The 19740-nt window shown below is 75.4% G+C and carries 16 protein-coding genes; 10 read left to right on the plus strand and 6 right to left on the minus strand.

The annotated features are described in order from the left end of the window. The first annotated feature begins 108 nt into the window (after positions 1-108). Positions 109-1248, plus strand: a complete 1140-nt coding sequence (locus tag IE258_RS06685; protein ID WP_189740193.1) for a cytochrome P450 family protein — start codon at positions 109-111, stop codon at positions 1246-1248. Positions 1249-1290: 42 nt separating this feature from the next. Here the strand turns inward: IE258_RS06685 and IE258_RS06690 are convergent, their stop codons facing one another. Together IE258_RS06690 and IE258_RS06695 are read right to left on the minus strand one after the other, a co-directional pair. Next, complete coding sequence (locus IE258_RS06690) at positions 1291-2931, minus strand: penicillin-binding transpeptidase domain-containing protein (protein ID WP_189741146.1); 1641 nt, start codon at positions 2929-2931, stop codon at positions 1291-1293. Positions 2932-3019: 88 nt separating this feature from the next. Then, positions 3020-3865, minus strand: coding sequence for a CE1 family esterase (locus tag IE258_RS06695; protein WP_229891963.1), 846 nt, complete (start codon positions 3863-3865; stop codon positions 3020-3022). 424 nt (positions 3866-4289) lie between these two features. Between IE258_RS06695 and IE258_RS06700 the strand changes: the two genes are divergently transcribed. Together IE258_RS06700 and IE258_RS06705 are read left to right on the plus strand one after the other, a co-directional pair. Next, positions 4290-5222 (plus strand): LysR family transcriptional regulator, encoded by a 933-nt coding sequence (locus IE258_RS06700; protein WP_229891964.1) that lies wholly within the window; start codon positions 4290-4292, stop codon positions 5220-5222. A 112-nt stretch (positions 5223-5334) separates the two neighbouring features. Continuing rightward, entirely contained in the window at positions 5335-6213 is an 879-nt protein-coding gene (locus IE258_RS06705) for a serine hydrolase (RefSeq protein WP_189740201.1), read from the plus strand. A 72-nt stretch (positions 6214-6285) separates the two neighbouring features. Here the strand turns inward: IE258_RS06705 and IE258_RS06710 are convergent, their stop codons facing one another. Further along, positions 6286-7917: a right-handed parallel beta-helix repeat-containing protein gene (locus IE258_RS06710; protein WP_189740204.1), complete on the minus strand. Its 1632-nt coding sequence runs from the start codon at positions 7915-7917 to the stop codon at positions 6286-6288. Between the two features lie 144 nt (positions 7918-8061). Between IE258_RS06710 and IE258_RS06715 the strand changes: the two genes are divergently transcribed. From IE258_RS06715 to IE258_RS06740, 6 genes are all read left to right on the plus strand, one after another. Next, the gene (locus tag IE258_RS06715) at positions 8062-8433 is read left to right on the plus strand and encodes a DUF6479 family protein (protein WP_159325022.1); all 372 of its coding nucleotides are present in this window, start codon (positions 8062-8064) and stop codon (positions 8431-8433) included. A gap of 4 nt (positions 8434-8437) precedes the next feature. Next, complete coding sequence (locus tag IE258_RS06720) at positions 8438-9565, plus strand: aminopeptidase P family protein (protein ID WP_189740207.1); 1128 nt, start codon at positions 8438-8440, stop codon at positions 9563-9565. 210 nt (positions 9566-9775) lie between these two features. Further along, on the plus strand, positions 9776-11035 hold the full coding sequence (thrS, locus tag IE258_RS06725; RefSeq protein ID WP_189740210.1) for a threonine--tRNA ligase: 1260 nt from the start codon (positions 9776-9778) through the stop codon (positions 11033-11035). Positions 11036-11148: 113 nt separating this feature from the next. Further along, the gene (locus IE258_RS06730) at positions 11149-12129 is read left to right on the plus strand and encodes a nucleoside hydrolase (RefSeq protein WP_189740213.1); all 981 of its coding nucleotides are present in this window, start codon (positions 11149-11151) and stop codon (positions 12127-12129) included. Between the two features lie 111 nt (positions 12130-12240). Next, positions 12241-13923 (plus strand): glycoside hydrolase family 13 protein, encoded by a 1683-nt coding sequence (locus IE258_RS06735; protein WP_189740216.1) that lies wholly within the window; start codon positions 12241-12243, stop codon positions 13921-13923. A 133-nt stretch (positions 13924-14056) separates the two neighbouring features. Then, positions 14057-14974 carry a hypothetical protein gene (locus tag IE258_RS06740; protein ID WP_229891965.1) on the plus strand — a complete coding sequence of 306 codons (918 nt, stop codon included), beginning with the start codon at positions 14057-14059 and terminating at the stop codon, positions 14972-14974. Between the two features lie 19 nt (positions 14975-14993). Here IE258_RS06740 and IE258_RS06745 read toward each other — a convergent pair whose 3' ends face one another. From IE258_RS06745 to IE258_RS06755, 3 genes are all read right to left on the minus strand, one after another. After that, complete coding sequence (locus IE258_RS06745) at positions 14994-16343, minus strand: helix-turn-helix domain-containing protein (RefSeq protein WP_159325016.1); 1350 nt, start codon at positions 16341-16343, stop codon at positions 14994-14996. 347 nt (positions 16344-16690) lie between these two features. Then, entirely contained in the window at positions 16691-17770 is a 1080-nt protein-coding gene (locus IE258_RS06750; RefSeq protein ID WP_189740218.1) for a hypothetical protein, read from the minus strand. A 65-nt stretch (positions 17771-17835) separates the two neighbouring features. Beyond that, positions 17836-19095, minus strand: coding sequence for a PP2C family protein-serine/threonine phosphatase (locus tag IE258_RS06755; RefSeq protein ID WP_189740221.1), 1260 nt, complete (start codon positions 19093-19095; stop codon positions 17836-17838). 90 nt (positions 19096-19185) lie between these two features. Between IE258_RS06755 and IE258_RS06760 the strand changes: the two genes are divergently transcribed. After that, the gene (locus IE258_RS06760) at positions 19186-19707 is read left to right on the plus strand and encodes a hypothetical protein (RefSeq protein ID WP_189740224.1); all 522 of its coding nucleotides are present in this window, start codon (positions 19186-19188) and stop codon (positions 19705-19707) included. Positions 19708-19740 lie beyond the last annotated feature (33 nt).

Genomic DNA, 19740 nt, shown 5'->3' on the forward strand with positions numbered 1-19740 from the left:
CGAACCGGGGAGTGCTCCCCGTGCTCCGAACGCCGATGCTATCGTCGGCCGAGGAAATGGGGAGCACTCCCCGGTTCAATGTCCCTTCACAGGTGCACAGGAGGTCCCATGACCGCGCCCACCTCCGAGGAACTGGCCGCCCTGCGGGCCGTGGGCGCCGTGCACCGGGCGCTCGTGCCGGGCAGCGGCGAGAGCTGGCTGGTGGTGACGCGCGACGCGGCACGGGCCGCGCTCACCGACCCGCGGCTGCGCAACGACATCCGGCACTCCGCTTCCTGGGACAGCGACGGCGGGCACGCCATCGGCCACAACATGCTGCAGAGCGACCCGCCGCTCCACACCCGCCTGCGCCGGCTGGTCGCCGGACACTTCACGCCGGGCCGGACCGCCGCCCTGCGCCCGCGCGTCGAGCACATCGCGCACGACCTGCTGGACGCGCTGCCGCGAGCGGGCACGGCCGACCTGGTCGCCCGGTACGCGCTGCCGCTGCCGGTCACGGTGATCTGCGAGCTGCTGGGCATCCCGGAGAGCGACCGAGCAACTTTCCACACCTGGTCGAACGAGCTGGTCATGCCCACCTCGCCGGAAGCGGCCGGGGCAGCGGCGACCGCGCTGACCGGCTACCTCACCGAGCTGACCGACGCCAAGCGCCGCACCCCGGACGGCACGCTGCTCGGCGATCTGGTCACCGCCGCCGACAGCGGCGAACTCACCCCCGGCGAACTGCTCGGCATGGCCTTCCTCATCCTGGTCGCCGGGCACGAGACGACCGTCAACCTGATCTCGGCCACGGTGCACGGCCTGCTCACCCACCCCGACCAGCTCGCCCGCCTGCGCGCCGAGCCGGAGCTGACCGAGGCCGCCGTGGAGGAGTCGCTGCGGTACCACTCCCCGGTCCACGCCTCCGCGTTCCGCTTCGCGGCCGAGCCGCTGGAGCTGGCGGGCACCGCGATCGCGGCGGGCGACTCGGTACTCGTCTCCCTCGCCGCCGCCTCCCGCGACCCGGCGCACTTCCCCGACCCCGACCGCTTCGACATCGGCCGCCGCCCGCGCGGCCATCTCGGTTTCGGCCACGGCCCGCACCACTGCCTGGGCGCCCCGCTGGCCCGCCTCGAGGCCGCCGTCGCCGTACGCCTGCTCCTCGACCGGCATCCCGCGCTCGCCCTGGCCGCCGACCCGGCGACCCTCACCTGGCGCACCAGCACCCTGCTGCGGGGGCTGACGGAACTGCCGGTGCGGCTCGGCTGATCCCCTCGGGACGGGCTCAAGAAGGGTCCTCAAGAAGGGGCCTCAGGACGGGTCCTCCGGTACGGCCGACAGCAGGCTGTGCACGATCGGCCCCGCCGAGCCGCCGCCGGTGACGCCCTCCTCGACGACCACGGCGACGGCGACGTTGCCCCGGTGGGCGACGAGCCAGCCGTTGTTGTCCTGGTCGTCGGAGACCTCGGCGGTGCCGGTCTTGGCGCCGATCTCGCCGGGCAGGTCGGCCAGGACGCGCGCGGTGCCGTCGGTGACGGTGGCCCGCATCAGCCCGCGCAACTGGCTGACGACCTCGTCGGGCAGCGGCTCGGTGCGGGTCTCGTCCTCGTTGCCCGCGGTGACGGACGGCTGGTGGAACTCGCCGGAGACCGCGGTGGCCGTCACCGACGCCATGATCAGGGGGTTGGCCTGGACCCGGCCCTGCCCGATCATCGACGCGGCCTTCTCCGTCTCGTCCTTGGGCACCGGCACCGAGCCGTCGTACGTCGGGATGCCGATGTGCCACTCCTGGCCGACCCCGAAGTAGGTGCGGGCGACCTTGCCCAGCTCCCCGTCGTCGAGCTTGCCGCGCAGGCTGATGAACGCGGTGTTGCACGACTCCGTGAAGTCCTTGCGGAAGGTGGCGCCCGGGTGTTCGGAGGTCTCCACGTTGTGGAACTCCTTGCCCACGGTCAGGTACTTGGGGCAGTCCACGACGTCGTCGGGCGCGACCGCGTCCTTGAGAAGCAGGGCGCTGCTCGTGACGATCTTCCAGGTGGAGCCGGGCGCGTAGGTGCCGGACGCGGCACGGTTGAAGCCGGAGGAGGGAGAGTTGGCGAGGGCGAGCACCTCGCCGTTGTCGACGCGCAGGGCGACGAGGGAGGCGTTCTTGCCGTCGGCCTCCCCGAGAGCCTGCTCGGCGGCGGACTGCCAGCCGGCGTCCAGGGTGGTGCGCACGGGCCGGTCCGCCGTCGCCGGGTCGGGCTTCTTGCCGAAGGACGCCTCGGTGCGCACGGTCTCGCCGCTGGCCCGGTCGACCAGCTCGACCGCGCCGCGCGGACCGCCGCCGCCCGCGTCACCGGCGAGCCGGCCCAGGAGCGGGGACAGGGACGGGTACTGGGCGCCCACGAGCGAGACGCCCTCGCGGTCCGTGACCTTCGGCGGGGCGCTCTCCTCGCGCTCCAGGCGGAACTTCTCCGTCTCGCTCAGCCGCGGGTGCACCAGCGACAGCCGCCAGTCCACCTTCCAGCCCCCGTCCTGCTCGCGCAGCGGCAGCTCCGACTCGTACGTCCAGGTGCCCAGGCCGGTGACCGGCATCCGCGCGGTGAAGGGGACGCCGAGGGTGCCGTCCTCGCCCTCCTTCACGTCGTCGTCCGCCGCCGTCAGCTTCGGTTTCTCGATGTCGAGCCCCGCGGTGAAGCTCTGCAGCACCTCCTGCGCCTTGCCGGGCTCGGTGGTGCGTCCGGCCGCGCTCGGCAGCCGGCCGGCGGCCCAGTCGGCGAGGAAGGCGCGCGCCTGTTTCATCGCGGCCGGGTCGGGTCCGTCGTCGCCGCGCGCGAAGGGGCCGAACCCGGCGGCGTACGAGCCGCCCGCGGCGACCGCGAGTACGACGCCCACGGCGGCGACGGCCCGCACACCGTTGCGTGGCCTGCGGCGGCGGGAGGAGGAGGCGAGGTGGGGGGCGTCGGGCATGAGGTCGGGCATGGCAGGTCCTTCGTCGGGTCAGTGGCCGGGCCGGGGTCGGAGCGGGGTCAGCGGCCGAGGCCGGGGCCGGAGCCGGTCAGTGGCCGGGGCCGGGGTCGGTGAAGAAGTCGAGGATCGTGTCGGTGGCGTCGAGGGCCGTGCTGACAGGGCCGAACCCCTCGGGCGGCGGGACGGTCGAACCCGGCCAGGTGTGACCGGCGTCGTCGACGACGAGGAGCTGCACGGTGCCGCCGGACCGCCGGTCGCCGCCGGGGGCTTCCTTCCCGAGCCGCCACACCGTCCGGTCGTAGCCCTTCTCCTCCCGCGTGACCGGCTCGCCCCCGCCCCCGGCCGCCGCGAACGCCGCCGCGCTGTCCCGGGCCGAACGGGTCGGCAGGATCGGCTCCTCGGGGTCCGGCGGCGGGGAGGGCAGGCCCGTGAGCGGCCGTACGGGGTCGTCGGCGCCGTAGACGACCATGACGGGGACGGACCCGGTGGGCTCCACCGCGGCGTCCCCCGTGGGCAGTTGACCGGAGACCGAGGCCGCGCCCGCGAGCAGGGCGGGGCGCTCGGCGGCCATGCGCAGGGCCATCGAGCCGCCGTTGGAGAACCCGGCGACGTAGACCCGGTCGGGGTCGGCCCGCTCGGTGCGGGCCAGGTGCTTGATCAGCGCCTCGGTGAACCGCACGTCGAGGGCGGGGTCGGGACGCTGCTTCGTCGCCTGTGCGCCCGCGCCCCAGCCGTGGCCGAGCCCCTCGGGAAAGGCGACGAGCATGCCGCGCGCGGTGGCGGCCCGCTCCAGCCGCGTCTTCGCCCGCAGTTCGGCGGCGTCGGCGCCACGGCCGTGGAACGCGATGAGGAGGGGCTTCGGACCGTCGCCTTCGCCATCGGCGGGCGGGGCGGGTGGCCGGTGCAGGAGGTACTGGCGGATGTCACCGTCCACCCGGAGCTGGGCCCTGACCTCCGGCGCCGCGGTGGCCGTACCGCCGCCGACGGCGGACGAGCCGCTCGCCGAGGGCGCGGCGGCCGGACGGCCGGAGTCGCTGGCGCAGCCCGCCAGGGGGAGGACGACCGCGAGGGCGAGGACACCGGGCCACCGGCGGGCACGGACCGCGAAGTCGCGGGCACGGCCATGCGCACGGGCACGGACAGGGGCATCTGCACCGGCAGGGACAGAGGCAGGGGCAGGAGAGGCAGAGACAGAGGCAGGGGCAGGGGCAGGGGCAGGGGCACGGCCGCGGAAGGAGCGCATGGCCCGAGGAGAGCAACCCCGCCGAGTCCCTGTCCAAGACCGATATGGATGTCGGATCGATCAATCACCGATATGATTACTGGTCGTGGACCTGGTGCGGCACCTGGAGTGCTTCGTGGCTGTTGCAGAAGAGTCACACTTCGGGCGTGCCGCCGCCCGGCTCGGCATGGCCCAGCCGCCCCTGTCGCAGCGCATCCAGCGACTGGAGAAGGAGCTGGGCGTCCGGCTCTTCGAGCGCACCAGCCGCCAGGTGGCGATCACCGAGGCGGGCACGCTGCTGCTCGCCGAGGCCCGTGAGCTGCTGGCCCGCGCCGAGTCACTGCGGACCGCGGCGCGCCGCATCCGGGACGGCGAGAGCGGTCTGCTGCGCGCCGCCCTGTCCCCCGACATCTCCGGCGAGACCGTCGCCGCGCTGCTGGCCGACTTCCGCCGCCGGCACGCGGGGCTCGAACTGGAGCTGCACGAGCTGACCACCGCCCAGCAGCTCGCCGGGTTCGCCGCCCACGAGCTGGACGTCGGCCTGATCCACCACCCGTGCGACGTCACCGGCCTGGAGCTGGGCCCGGTGCTCCGCCGCGACCTCGGCGTGCTGCTGCCGCGGGGCGCGCCGCAGACCGAGCTGGACGCCGTGCCGCTGGCCGCGCTCACCGGCTACGACCTGGTGCTCTTCCCGCGCGCCGACGCCCCCGCGGTCTACGACGACCTGCTCACGGCCTGTGCCCGGGGCGGCTACACGCCCGCCGCGGTACGGCACGGCCAGGGCGCGAGCTTCGTCCGCGGCCTGGTCCTGTCGTCCGGGGCCGTCGCCCTCAGCCCCCGCGACACCCGGCTGGTGACCCCCGGCGACCAGGACCTGGTCTGGCGCCCGCTGGCCGGGGCGCCGCCCGCCTGGCGGCACTCCGCGGCGTGGCCCCGGGGCCGCGGCGACGCCGCCGTCGGCGCCTTCGCGGACGCGGCCACCCACGCCCTGCGCACCACGGCCGACGCCCACGCCGAGACACCCGCCCGGCCCCTGCACCTACGCCCGGCATCGGAGTTCTGGCTTTGAGCGCCCCAGCCCCCTTGGGCCACCGACCCGCACGGCCCGCCGCCGCCACGGGTGCCGCCCACCGCTACCCGGCGTGCCCAGCACGGATCGGCCCGGCACCGGAGGACCGGTCATGAGCGACACCGCCACCGCCGCACGGCTGGACGCGGCCTTCGCCGACGCCGGGGTCACCGGGTGGCTGCACGCCGTGGACATCGACTCGGGGGCGCAGATCGGCGCCGGGGCGGACCAGCCGGTGTGCACGGCCAGTGTCCACAAGCTGTGCGTGCTGGTGACCCTGCACGAGCTGGCGGCGGCCGGGGCCCTGGACCTCACCGAGCAGGTCGAGTGCCCGCCCGCCGGACGCACCCCGGGGCCCACCGGGCTGGCGGCCATGCTCGACCCGGTCCGGCTGTCGCTGCGCGACGCCGCGTTCCTGATGATGTCCGTCAGCGACAACACCGCCGCCGACCTGCTGCTGCGCCGGGTCGGTCTGGACGCCGTCAACCGCACCGCGGCCCGGCTCGGCCTCACCCGGACACGGGCGGTGTACGGCTTCGGCGAGATGCTGGGCACCATGCGCGAGGACGCAGGGCCCGACGGAGCGCGGGCGCTGACCGACCCGCACGTCATCACCCGGCTGCGTGCCCTGGACCCGGCCCGCACCAACCACAGCACCCCGCGGGACATGACCCGCCTGCTCGGCACGGTCTGGCGGGACGAGGCGTGCCCTGCCGAGTACGGCGCCGCGATGCGCCGGATCATGGGCCTCCAGGTGTGGCCGCACCGCCTGGCCTCCGGCTTCCCCTTCGACGACGTGCACGTGGCCGGCAAGACCGGCAGCCTGCCGACCCTGCGCAACGAGGTCGGCGTCGTCGAATACCCCGACGGCGGCCGCTACGCCGTGGCCGTCTTCACCCGCACCGCCCACACCGCGGCCGTACTCCCGGCGGCGGACGCGGTGATCGGCACCGCGGCCCGGATCGCGGTGGACGCGCTGCGCGCACCCTGACGGTGCCGGGGCCCTCGCGTCACCCAGCCACGTGCGCCATGTGCGCCGCGTGCGTCACCCGCGTCACCCGCGTCACCCGGCGTTGTCGCGCCAGCGTCCGCCGCTCGGCGCCGAGTCGAAACGGGTCGACGCCGAGCCGTTGCCGCTGAAGTCGTTGCCGGAGACCCGGCCGCCCGTCCAGGTGGCCTCGGGCGCGATCCACACCGCGTGGACCTGGGTGCGGGGGCGCCCGTCGTCCCGGACGCGGTTGCCGTGCACGTACGGGTGGGTCACGGCCGCGGCGGCGGTGAGACCGGCGCGCGGGGCCGGGGAGTCCGGGAGGCGGTAGGCGGTGCCGGGGCCGGGGGTGCCGTCCGGCCACGCGGTGTCGGCTCCCGGGCGCAGGGGGGCGAGCGTGAGCCGGGTGACGGTGTTGTCGGTGACCACGGCGGTGACCTCGGCCCCGCCGGGTTCGCCACCGATCGTCAGCTCTTTGCCGCGGTGGCCGCCCGGCAGCCAGTCGGCCCGCTCGTCGGTCAGGGACAGCGGCCCGCAGTGGACGCCCTCGCCGCCCCCGTGAGCCTCCGGCGCCGCCCGGCGGCCGTTGCCCCGGATCCGGTTGCTGAAGATCGCGGGCTCGTGCAGCGGGGCGTCGACGCGGATGCCGTCCAGCGCGTTGTCGTGGATGTCGTTGGACTCCAGGACGATGTCGGTGGCGGGTTCCTGGTCGCCGCCGGACAGGTTGTGCTCCCAGTAGCCGTACCGCCCGTTGTTGCTCACCCGGTTGCCGTGGAAGCCGTACGGCCCCGGGGTGTTGCCGAGCGCGATCCCGTCCCCCGCGTTGCCGTCGATCACGCACCCGGTGACGAGGCCGCCGCGCCCGCCCACGCTCGTCGTGCCCTGCGCCGACACGTCGAACCCGGCGACGTGGTTGCCGAGCATGGTGCAGCCGGTGACCAGGAGGCCGTCGGCGCCCCAGTCGGAGATGCCGTAGCGGTTGTCCTCGGCGTGGCAGGCGGTGAGGCGGATGCCGCGGGGCGGGACCCAGTCGTCCTGCTGGAGTTCGAGGAAGATGCCGTTGGTGCCGTTGCCGCGCGCGGTGCAGTCGGTCACCGCCAGCCGTTCGACCGGCCCCCAGCCGCCGACCCCGATCCCGATGCCCGCACCGCCCATCTTCTCGCCGGGGTCCTGCCGCCCGCACCGCTCGGTCAGCACCCCCTCCACCACCGTGTCCTGGAGGAAGTCGCACCCGAAGCCGGTGGCGGCGGTGTCGTGGATCCACAGGTCGCTGAAGCGCCCGCGCAGCACGTACTGCAGGCCCAGGCCCTTGGCCAGGACCTCGTACTCCTCGGTCTCCACCCCAAGACCGTCGATCTCGAAGTGGGCGAAGGTGACGTCGGCGACGTGGTGATCCCGTCCGGCGCCGTGCTGCGCGGTGGTGAACCAGGCCAGCGGAACCGGCTGCGTGGGGGCACCCGGGTTGGTGAGCGCGAAGCACGTCGCGCCGCGTCCGGCACCGACCAGCGAGACGCCGCTGCGCCAGAGCACGGGCTTGTCCCGGATCAGGTACCGCCCGGCGGGCACGCGCACGGTGCGCGGCCGTCCGTCCCCGGCGGTGGCGTCGCCCAGTGCGTCCACCAGCTTCTGCAGGGCCGGCCCGTCGTCCGCGGTGCCGTCCCCGACCAGGCCGTACTCATGGGCGTCCGCCGTCAACGGCGCGGTCATGGGCTGCTCCTTCCACCGGTGACGCCGACCGGGTACCAGGCACCGGCCCGCCCCAATCGCGAGGACACAGGCAAGGACACAGGCAAGGACAGAGATGGGGACATATCAGGCGCTTTATCTCATTTGGGGGTACATAATCAGAACATGAGTACGGCAACGTATGTAGTGCTGGCCGCGCCTTCGGGCGGGCTCAAGGTGGCAGTGGTCTTCATCATCGGGCTGGTGATCGCCGGGGCGTTGGTCTGGGCCGTACGCATCGGCATGCGGGTCATGGACCGGGAGCCCGACCGCCCCCGCGCCGACGAACAGCCGCACCTCCCGGACACCGGGGCCGTCCGCGAGGAGCGGGAGATGCGTGAACCCGACGAGATCCCGCTGAACGACAACGGGAGCCCGCGGCTCATGCCCTACGAACTGCACCACTCGGGCAGCCGCCGCGGCGAGGACCAGAAACGGCGGCGCTGGCTGCCGGGGTCCAGCGGAGCCTTCGGCAGCGGTGGGCCGGGACACGTCTGAGGCCGTGGGTGACGCCGCCCCCGGCGCCTTCGCGGAGGACGTCTACGCGGCCCGCATGGACCGCACCGCGTACGAGGCCGCCGCCCTCGGGCTCGCCGGTGTGCTGGTCACCCCCGGCCCCGACCTGGTGTGGCTGTGCGGCTACCGGCCCACCGCCACCACCGAACGCCTCACCCTCCTCGTCCTCACCGCCACCTCCCAGCCCCGGCTGCTGGTGCCCGCGATCGACCGCCCGACCGCCGAGGCGGCTCCCGGCGCGGGCGCGATACGGGTGTCCGACTGGTGGGAGGGACAGGACGCCTACGCCGCCGCGGCCGGACTGCTGCGCCCGCACGGGCGGTACGCCGTCTCCGACGCGACCTGGGCGCTGCACCTGCTCTGCCTCCAGGCGTCCCTGCCGCTGGCCACCTACCAGCCGCTGTCCGTCGTACTGCCCATGCGGCGGGCGGTGAAGGACGCGGACGAGGTGGCCCGGCTGACGGCCGCGGCAGCGGCGGCGGACGCCGCGTACGAGGAGGTCATCGGGCTGCGCTTCGGCGGGCGCAGCGAGCGGGAGCTGGCCGCCGACCTGGCCGGACTGCTGCGCGGGCACGGCGGCAGCCGGGTCGACTTCACGGTGGTGGGCGCCGGGCCGCACGCCGCCGACCCGCACCACCGGCCCGGGGACCGGGTCATCGGGGACGGCGACATGGTCGTCCTGGACTTCGGCGGCCTGCGGGACGGCTACGGCTTCGACATCGCCCGCACCGTCCACGTCGGGGCGCCGACGGACGAGGAGCGCCGGGTCCACGAGACCGTCCGGACGGCGCAGCGGGCGGCCTTCGAGGCGGTGCGGCCCGGGGCGTCCTGCCAGGACGTCGACCGGGCGGCCCGCGCGGTGCTCGAGGAGGCCGGTCACGCCGGGCACGTCGCGCACCGCACCGGCCACGGCGTCGGCGTCACCACCCACGAGCCGCCCTATCTGGGGGAGGGCGAGGACCAGCCCCTGGAACCTGGCATGTGCTTCTCCATCGAGCCCGGCGTCCACCTCCCGGACCGTTTCGGCGTCCGTATCGAGGACGTCGTGACCTGCACGGAGGACGGGGCGCGACGGCTCAACACCACCTCGCACGAGCTGGTGATCGTCCGCTGAGGGTCCCGGCCGGAGGAAAAACCGCTCGCGTCCGCGCCCCGGCCCTGCGTACCGTCGCACCCATGAAGCGCGCCTGCTCGTCCTTGATGACGACGCCGGGGACCGTCCCGGCGCGCTGACTGCTGACCAGAAGTCCGAAGCCCCGGGGCGAGCGCCCCGGGGCTTCGTCGCGTGGTGCTCGTCCCGTGGACCGTTCCGAGGGAGACCACCGTGCACGACCGGAACCATGACCGGGACCACGGCCACGACCATCACCACGACCACCGGCGGCTCGGCCGCGAACTGGCGCTGTTCGACACCGATCCGCTCATGGGCGCGGGCCTGCCGTACTGGCTGCCCGACGGCGCGGTCGTCCGCCACACCCTTGAGGAGTACGTCCGGGAGGCGGAGCGCCGGGCCGGCTACCGGCACGTGTACTCCCCCGTCCTCGGCAAACGCGAGCTGTACGAGATCTCCGGGCACTGGGAGCACTATCGCGACGACATGTTCCCGCCGATGGAGCTGGGCGCCGAGGAGGTCGTGCTGCGGCCGAGCCTGTGCCCGCACCACGCCCTCGTCTACCGCTCCCGTTCCCGCAGCTACCGCGAACTGCCCCTGCGCATCGCCGAGCTGGGCGCGATGTACCGCTCCGAGCCCTCCGGCGTCCTCGGCGGACTGACCCGCGTGCGGGCCATCCACCTCAACGACGCGCACGTCTTCTGCGCCCCGGACCAGGCCGCCGACGAGGCCCGCGCCGCCCTCGGGCTCATCCGCCGCGCCCACGCCGACCTGGGCATCCGGGCCTCCCGCTACCGCCTGTCGCTGCCGGGTCCGGGCGGCAAGTACGTCGCGGACCCGGAGCTGTGGCGGCGGGCCACCGCCCTGCTCCGCGAGGCCCTGGAGGGGCTGCCGTACGAGGCGGTGGAGGGCGAGGCCGCCTTCTACGGACCCAAGATCGACGTGCAGATCGAGGACGCGGCCGGCCGCGAGTCGACCCTGTCGACCGTGCAGATCGACTTCCACCAGCCCGAACGCTTCGGCCTGCGCTACATCGGCCCCGACGGCACCCGGCACCGCCCGGTCATGGTGCACCGCAGCGTCATCGGCAGCGTGGAACGAGTGGTCGCCCACCTGATCGAGGCGCACGGCGGCGCCTTCCCGGCGTGGCTGGCCCCGGTGCAGCTGGTGGTGCTGCCGGTGGCCGACGCCCAGCGGGAGGCGGCGCACGCCCTCGTACGGCAGGCCGTCGACCGCGGCCTGCGCGCCGAGGTCGCCGACCCGGAGCGCGGCAGCCTCGGCGCCCGGGTCCGAGCGGCGCGGAAGGTGCCGTACCAGGCGGTGATCGGCGCGCGGGAGGCGGAGAGCGGCGACCTGGTCGACGTACGCCTGCGCGACGGCCGCCGCCCGGGCCGGCTCCCCGGCACCGAACTGCTGCACCGCATCACCGACCGGGTCGAGGCCCGCGCCCCGGAGCTGTGGCCGTCCACCTGAGCCCGCGCTCCCGGCACGGGTGCGCCCGAGTCTCCCGAGCCGGGGAACTCGGCGGCACCCGCGTAGGGTCACCGCATCGGCGTCCCCCCGCGAAGTACAAGGAGCCCCCGGCCGTGAGCACCGTCTCCGAGCAGCAGCAGCCCATTCCGGTGATCATCGACTGCGACACCGGCATCGACGACGCCCTGGCCCTGCTGCTGGCGGTCCGGCACCCGCGCCTCGACCTGCGCGCGGTCACCTGCGTCGCCGGGAACACGGACGTGGCGGGTGTCGTCCGGAACACGCTGACGGTGCTGGAGCGGGCCGGTGCCCCGGACGTCCCCGTCGCCCGGGGTGCCGAGCGGCCGCTGATCGAGGGTGTGCGCACCGCGCGGCACGTGCACGGGGCCGACGGCATGGGCGACCTCGGGCTGCCCGCGCCCACCCGTGCCCCCGCCGACGTGGACGCGGTGACGCTGCTGCGCCGGGAGATCCTCGCCTCCCCGCGCCCGGTCACCCTGATCCCGACCGCGCCGCTGACCAACATCGCACTGCTGCTGCGCACCCACCCGGAGGTCACCGGCAACATCGAGCGGATCGTGTTCATGGGCGGCGCGGTGGCCACCGGGAACGCGACGCCGGTCGCCGAGTTCAACGTGTGGCACGACCCGGAGGCGGCCGCGATCCTGCTCACCGCCGGGGTGCCGATCACGATGTACGGCCTCGACGTGTTCGAGCGGGTGATCGTGCCCGGCCCGGACGTCCGGCGGCTGCGCGCGAGCGCCGAGCCCGGCACCCGGCTCGCCGGGGAGCTGCTCGCCCACCGCGGCCCGGCCACCGACGCGACGGACCCCGGCGGCGGGCTCGGCGACGCGGGCGCGGTCTGCGCGGTGATCGACCCGGCGGGCCTGACCACGCACCGGCTGCCCGTCGAGGTCTCCCTGGCCCCCGGCCCGTCCCGCGGCCAGACCCTGGTCGACCGCCGGCTGCGCGTCGGCGAGTCCGAACTGCACGACGGCATGCGCGAACAGGCCCTGGTGGACGTGGCGTTGGACGTGGACGTGCCCCGGTACGTGGAGCTGTACCTCGGCACGGTCGAGCGCACGGTGGCGTAGCCCCCGGCGCGTCGCGGGCGCACGGGTTCCCTTTTCGGGTGATCTGGACAGACGTACCAGATCAGTTCGTGTCGCCCGCACGTACCGACTCGGCATCTCGAAGGAGGCCGCGTGACCGTACGCAGCACCCCCAGCACCGCCAGCACCCCCGACCTGTCGTCCAAGGACCCCAACTGGTGGCGGCAGGCCGTCATCTACCAGGTCTATCCCCGCAGCTTCGCCGACGCCGACGGCGACGGACTCGGCGACCTGCGCGGCGTCACCCAGCGGCTGACCCACCTGGCCGCCCTCGGCGTCGACGCCCTGTGGCTCAGCCCCTTCTACCCCTCCGAACTCGCCGACGGCGGCTACGACGTCGACGACTACCGCGACGTCGACCCGCGCCTGGGCACGCTGGACGACTTCGACGCGATGGCCGCCGAGGCCCACCGGCTGGGCCTGAAGGTGATCGTCGACCTGGTGCCCAACCACACCTCGCACCGCCACGCCTGGTTCCGGGAGGCGCTGGCCGCCGGTCCCGGATCGGCGGCCCGGGACCGGTACGTCTTCCGTGCCGGTCGCGGGGCCAACGGCGAACTCCCGCCCACCGACTGGCAGTCCGTCTTCGGCGGCAGCGCCTGGCAGCGGGTGCCCGACGGCCAGTGGTACCTGCACCTGTTCGCACCCCAACAGCCCGACCTGAACTGGGAGAACGAACAGGTCCGCGCCGACTTCCGCACCACGCTGAAGTTCTGGTGCGACCGGGGCGTCGACGGCTTCCGCGTCGACGTCGCGCACGCGCTGGTCAAGGACCTGACCGAGCCGCTGCGCGACCTCGGCGCCCCCGAACTGAGCGGCGAGGCGGCCCTCGCGCAGTTCGCGCCCGGCACCCACCCCTTCTACGACCGCGACGACGTCCACGAGGTCTACCGCGACTGGCGCAAGATCCTCGACGCCTACACCCCGCCCCGCACGGCCGTCGCCGAGGCATGGGTCCCGGGCCCCCGGCGCGTGTTGTACGCCCGGCCCGACGAACTCGGCCAGGCCTTCAACTTCGAGTACCTGCAGACCGGCTGGGACGCGGCCGAGCTGCGCGAGGTCATCACCGGCTCGCTGGCCGACGCGCGGGCCGCGGGGGCCTCGGCGACCTGGGTGCTGTCCAACCACGACGTCGTCCGGCACGCCACCCGCCTGGTCCTGCCGCCGGACACGGACACCGACGCCTGGCTGCTGTCCGGCGGCCACGCACCCGCCGTCGACCCGGCGGCCGGGCTGCGCCGGGCCCGCGCGGCGACGCTGCTGATGCTGGCGCTGCCCGGCTCGGCCTACCTCTACCAGGGCGAGGAGCTGGGGCTGCCCGAGGTGGCCGACCTGCCCGCCGAGGTCCTCCAGGACCCGATCTGGGAACAGACCGGACACGTCCGCAAGGGCCGCGACGGCTGCCGGGTGCCGCTGCCCTGGACGACGGATGGGCCCTCGTACGGCTTCGGCGCGGGCGGGGCGTGGCTGCCGCAGCCGCCGGGCTTCGCGGCGTACGCCGTCCAGGCCCAGGACGGGGTGGCGGGCTCGACGCTGGAGCTGTACCGCACGGCGCTGCGCCTGCGCCGCAAGCTGCTCGACGGCGAGTCGCTGACCTGGTCGGACGACGTACCGGCGGGGGTGCTGCGGTTCGACCGCTCGGACGGCTGGCGCTGCGTCACCAACCTCACCGGAGCCGCGGTCGACCTGCCGGCCGGTGAGGTGCTGCTGAGCAGCGCGCCCCTGGAGGACGGCGGCCGGCTGGGCCCGGACACGACGGTGTGGCTGGGGCTGTAACCGGCCCGCGCGGCCGCCCGGCGCGCTCACCCGGACGGCCGCGCACGCTGGTGGCGGGGCGGGGACGGTGGTGCCGTGGAGGGGTGACCGATCCGGCACGGCGCCGGTCGCACCGGCCCTCCAGGAGGCACCGATGCAGCACGCCCCCGCCGCCCGACCGTCACCCACCCCCGCGCCCCACCTGCCGCCGGGCACCACCACCCGCCCGCGGCCCGGCACCACCACCGCGTCGCACCGCACGGCCACCCGCCCGCTGCTCGCCGCCGCGATCGCCGCGGTGCTGGCGTTGGCGGCGTCCGCCTGCGTCGAGGGTGGGCGGGGGACGGAGGGGCCGGTCGGCCCCGTGCCGCCGACCGCGCAGTCACCGGCCGTGCTTCCGTCGGCCGAGCTGCCGCCGGTGCTCACCCGGGGGCAGGCGCGGGCGGCCCTGGTCGGGGCGGACGACCTGGGGGAGACGTGGGAGCCGACCCGGGGGGCCGCGACCTGGCGGGACGCGTTGCTCAAGGCCACCGCCGAGCGGACCGACTGCCGGCGGCTGCTGGACGTCCTCTACACCGAGGAGCTCTTCGGCACCGGCGCCGCCACCGCGCCCCGGGCCACGGCCGCCCTGGACGACGTGGACGGCGGGGCCCAGCTGCACTACCGGGTCACCTCCTACCGCGCCACCGACCTGGACCGGACCCTGGCGTGGCTCGGGACGCTGCCGGACACGTGCGGGCGCTTCGAGGCGCGGGACGCCCACGGCACCGCCCGGGACGTCCGGGTCACCGGCCTGCCCCTGCCGGAGGCCGGGGACGCCCGCCGGGGCCTGCGGGTGACGGTGGGCGACACGGCACCGGACGACGGGGAGGACCCCCGGGCGGACACCGGGACGGACACCGCGGGCGGGGTCCTCACCGTGGACCTGGTCGCCGTCCGCGTCGGCGACGACGCGATCAGCCTCACCAACGGCACCCTCGGCACACCGGCCGACGACGCCACCCGGACCTCCGTCGAGGTGGGCGCCGACCGCCTGACGGAGGCCCGACGCCAGGGCCGGGCCCAGGTCTAGGGCCAGGGAACCCGCGGGCCTAGAGCGGCGGCTGGGCGGGGGCCGGGCCCAGGGTGGTGGTGCCGGGGGCGGTGCGGTGCCCGAGGCCGGTGCGGTACGCGTCCAGGGCCGCCTCGACGCGGCCGGTGCGGCGCAGCAGGTCGCCGAGGAGCCGGCACAGGTCGGCCAGGTCACCGACCGCACCGGCCCGCTCCAGCAGGCTCAGCGCACGGACGTAGTGCTCCTCCGCGGCCTCGGTGTCCCGGGCGTCCTCGGCGATGATGCCGAGCAGCCGGTGCGCACCCGCGGAGTGCACGGCGCCGCGCTCGGAGGAGAGGTCGTCGAGAACCCCGTGCAGCAGCTCCGCGGCCTCCTCCGACTTGCCGCGCCGGTGCAGTACGTCGGCCAGCTCGACCGCGACCTGACTGCTGTAGAGGGCGGCACGGGTGGCCGAGAGCATGCCGAGGGCCTCGCGCATCTCCGCCTCGGCGCGCGGCAGTTCGCCGTTCTGGGCGCAGACGTAGCCGCGCATCCAGTGGCAGTTGGCCAGCTCGGTGCGGAGTTGCAGCGTGCGGTACAGCTCGGCCGCCTTGGCCAGCGAGGCGTCGGCGTCGGCGAGACGGCCCTCGGCGAGCAGCGTGCGGGCCACGGACCGGTGCATCCGGGCCACCAGTGCGGGGTCCCCGGCGCTGGGGGCGAGGGAGAGGGCGAGTTCGGCGGCCTGGGCGGCGCGCGCGTGGGCGCCCATGTCCATGTACGGGCCGATCGCGCTGGCGTAGAGCAGCAGCAGCGCGTCGGGGTCGTGCAGGCCGCCGCGGTTCAGCTCGTCGAGGGTGGTCTCCAGCAGGTAGACGGCGTACCGCAGTTCACCGGCCAGGTAGTGGGACAGCGCCCGCCCGCGCAAAGCGGGAACCCGGGCGGGCAGCGGGGCGCCGGCCTCCACGAGGCACTGCTCGGCCCGCTCGAAGTACTGCCGCCCGGCCGCCAGTTCGCCGGTCTCCACGGCACACTCCCCGAGTCCGAGCAGCGCCGCGGCCCGCTCCTCGGCCAGCTCGTACGCCTCGGCCTCGGCGAGCAGCCCGGCGTACTGGCCGGCCGCCTGTTCGGCGCCCTCGGTGGCCAGCGTGCGCTGCGCCTCGGTGAGCCGCAGCCGCAGGTCGGTGGCGAGGCGGGCGGGGCGTCCGGTGGCCAGCTCCTCGTAGCCGACGCCGAGCCGGTCGGCGAGGTGCCGCAGCGCCTCGTCGGAGGGGCGGACCCGGCCGGCCTCCAGGGTGGAGATGTAGGCGGGCGTGTACGCCGGCTCCGCGAGCTGGCGCTGGGTCATCCCGCGCTCGGCCCGCAGCCGCTGCACCCGGCGCCCGATGGCGTTTCGGTCGTCACGGTCCCCCACTGCCAACTCCCCATGAGGCTCTTGCCGTTCGGCTCGGACGGCTCTAGGTTAAACCGGGTATTAAGCGTGCTTAACCGCGCTTGACACAATCCCTGATCCCGCAGAGGACACCGTGCCCGTACGCACCCGCGCAGCCGAACGTTACGCCAGAGCAGTCGCCGCCGCCCTGGCCGCCGTGGCCTGCCTGCTGCTGGCCGCGAACGCGGGCCCGACGGACTCGGCCCACGCCCCGGCCCCGGCCCACGAGATCGCCCCGCCCGCGGAGGAGCTGGCCTCGTCGGACGGTTAGTCCTCCCCGGCCACCCGCCACCCGCACCACCCGCACCACCCGCCGGGAGGGGATGCCCTCACCCCTGGGTCTGGAGGCGGCTCAGTTCGCGCTGGACGTGGTCCAGGGCGCCCTCGCGGCGGCCCGGTACGCGGCCGCGCAGCGCGGCGAGGGCCGCGCCCAGCTCGCGGGCCCGTCCGGCGTCGCGGATCAGCCCCCACTGGTGGTGGGCCCGGTCGACGGCCGCCTCCACCGCGGGCGCCTGCGGGGGCTGCCCGGCGCCGAGCCGGGCCTCGGCCACCGTCAGCCAGGTCCGGCAGCTGCGCACCGGGTCGCCCGCGAACATCGCCAGGTCGGCCCGGACCTCGGTCCAGTGCAGCGCGTCCTCGGAGGCGGGCCCCTGCGCGTGGGCCGCGACCCGCTCGTGCCGGGCGGCGAGCGCGTCGGCGTCCCCGTGCCGCCCGGAGCGCACGGCCGCGGCGATGACGGCGTGCGGGTCACCCGCCACCGGCCCCGGCGCCGTCAGCACCAGGTCGGCGCCGGTCACCGCACCGCTGCCCGGGGCGTCGGCGGCGGCGCGGGCCAGCGCCTGCTGGTGCAGCTCGTCGGCCGGCGGCCGGTGCCCGCTGCGCAGGATCGTCGCGACGCCCCGCATGTACGACGGGACGGCCACCGTCCGCCGCGCGGGCGGCGGCGCGATGCGGCCGTAGACGGCGTTGTTGCGCCCCGAGTCGAGCGGACGGGTCCGCAGCCACTCCCAGGTCTCCTGGTCGGCGTGCAGATCGAGCAGCAGCGTCGTCGCACCGCTCGGCCGCAGCCGCAGCTCCTCGCGGATCCAGTGCCAGGGCAGGGCGGTGTAGCGGACGGTCGACGGCGTCGTGCGGGCCAGCGCCAGGTGCGGCATGCGCTGGCGCCGGTCCAGCTGGAGCTGTCCGGCGACGTAGACCGTGAGCGGTCCGGGTGCCGCCGCCGCGGCCCGCAGCCGGGTGAGGACCGCCTGCGGCTCCAGCGGGTCGGCGAGTTCCACGACGTTCGCCGTGTCCGTGCCGGCGAGCACGGCGGGCGGCACGGCCGCGAGCACGGGGAGCACGGAGGCGGCGTCCACCAGGCACCCACGGCCCACGGGTGCCGCCGCGAGCAGCAGCACGGTTCCGGGCATGTCCCCTCCCCCATGTCGATCACGTACCGCAGCACCGTAACCGCTGCGGCCGCGCAGCGGGGCACTCAGCAGTCGGCGCCGGGTTCCCGGCCGCCCGTTGTCCGCCGTACCGCGAAGACCGTGGTGTCGTCGGCCACCCGCCCCCGGCAGTGCCGCAGCGTGCCGTCCCGTACGAGGGACACCAGCCGCGTCGGTGCGGCGCTGCGCGCGTCGGCGGCGACGGCAGGGGCGATGTCGTCGGCCGGCCGGTAGAAGACCCCGGCGGGGTCCCGGGCCTCGGTCACCCCGTCGGTGACCAGCAGCAGTGTCTCGTCCTCGGCCAGGCGCAGCCGGTGCACCGGCGGCGTCCCGGACCGGCCGGTGGGCGCCAGTTCGGCCATGCCCAGCGGCAGCCCGCCCACGACCGGCAGCACGCGCACCCCGCGGGGGCCGACCGCCATGGGCGGTTCGTGGCCGAAGACGACGGCCTCCACGACGTCCGGCAGGCCGGGGGAGAACCCGATCAGCACGGCGGTGGCGAACCGGTCGCCGTCGGACCGGCCGAGGGCGGCGGTGTGCGCGCGGTGGCGCACCATGCGGATCTCCAGGCGCTCGGCGACCGTCGCGAGGTCCGGTTCGTGGTAGCCCGCCTCGCGGAAGGTGCCGAGCAGCGCGGCGGCCGTCTCCACCGCGCCGAGGCCCTTGCCCTGCACGTCGCCGACGAGGACGCGGGTGCCGTGCGGTCCCGGCTGGATGTCGTAGAAGTCGCCGCCGACGCGGGCCACGCTGTCCGCGGCGAGGTACACGGCGGCGTGGTCCATACCGCCGAAGCCCACCGGGAGCGGACGCAGCACGGTGCGGCGGGTGGTGTCGGCGATGTCCCGCATGTGCAGCATGCGCCGCTCCCCGCCGACCCGGTACCCGGCGGCCACCACGGCGATGGCCCCGCCGAGTGCGACCAGGACCAGGCCGGGCAGCCCGGTCTCCTCCCGGTGCTGCCAGACGGTGTCGGCCATGACGTAGACGACGAGCGCGAGCAGCGCGAAGGCGGCCGTCCCCCACACCCCGCAGATCGCAGCGGCGACCCCCGGCACCAGCACCGTCCAGGAGATGATCTCGAAGGCGCCGGTGGTGATGTCGCCCGCGGCGATGCCGATGAGCAGCAGCAGCGGGAACACCCAGGCCACCGTGCGGCCGCGCACGCTGAGCAGTTCGTGCCGGGACACGGCGTCGCCCCGTCCGGCGGCGTGCACGAGCCGGCCGAGCGGCCGCCACCGGGCGCGCACCGGCCTGCGGACACGACCCCTCACGGGCCCCAGCGAAACACGCGCCCGACCGGCCCGCATCCCGACCGCCCGCGTCCTGACTTGCCAGTCGGCGGGCCCAGGTGTGCCCTGGTAGACGGGGGAAAGGGGGCGAGCGAGAGGAGTGCTCCCATGGCTCACGCGGTACCCACACGCGGAACGTCCACCGGTGTCCGCACCGGCGCGGGCACGGGCGCGTCCGGTGCGTCCGGTGCGTCCGGGCACACACCGCCCGACGTCTTCGGCGCGCGGACCCACCTGCTGGCGAAGTGGGCGATGCCCCTCGCGATCGGCCTGGTCTACGGCTACTGGGCCGCGTCCATCCGCCGCCACGGCGGCCCCATCACCGGCTGGAACCTGCTGTTCGGCTTCATGACGGTGCTCGCGTTCGCCATCCTCTGGTACGTGGTCCGCACGGTGGCCGACCGGCTGCCGCGCGAGGGCCACGCGGTGCTGTGGGGGGCGTTCGCGGGCAGCGCGCTGGGCTTCCTGTACTCGGGCAGCGGCGTGGCCATGTTCACCTGCATCCTGGTGTCCCTGCTGCTCGCGGCCGCGGTGACGGCCGGGCTGTACTACCACTACGCCACCCACCAGGACGCCGAGGAGGCACGGACGGCCCGCACCCGCAACCCGGCCCGTGCCGGGACCACCTGACCGGCTCGCGACGCGGGGCCATCTGCAGTCACG

Origin of the sequence: Streptomyces tendae, from assembly GCF_014650435.1 — a bacterium.
Lineage (GTDB): Bacteria > Actinomycetota > Actinomycetes > Streptomycetales > Streptomycetaceae > Streptomyces > Streptomyces tendae.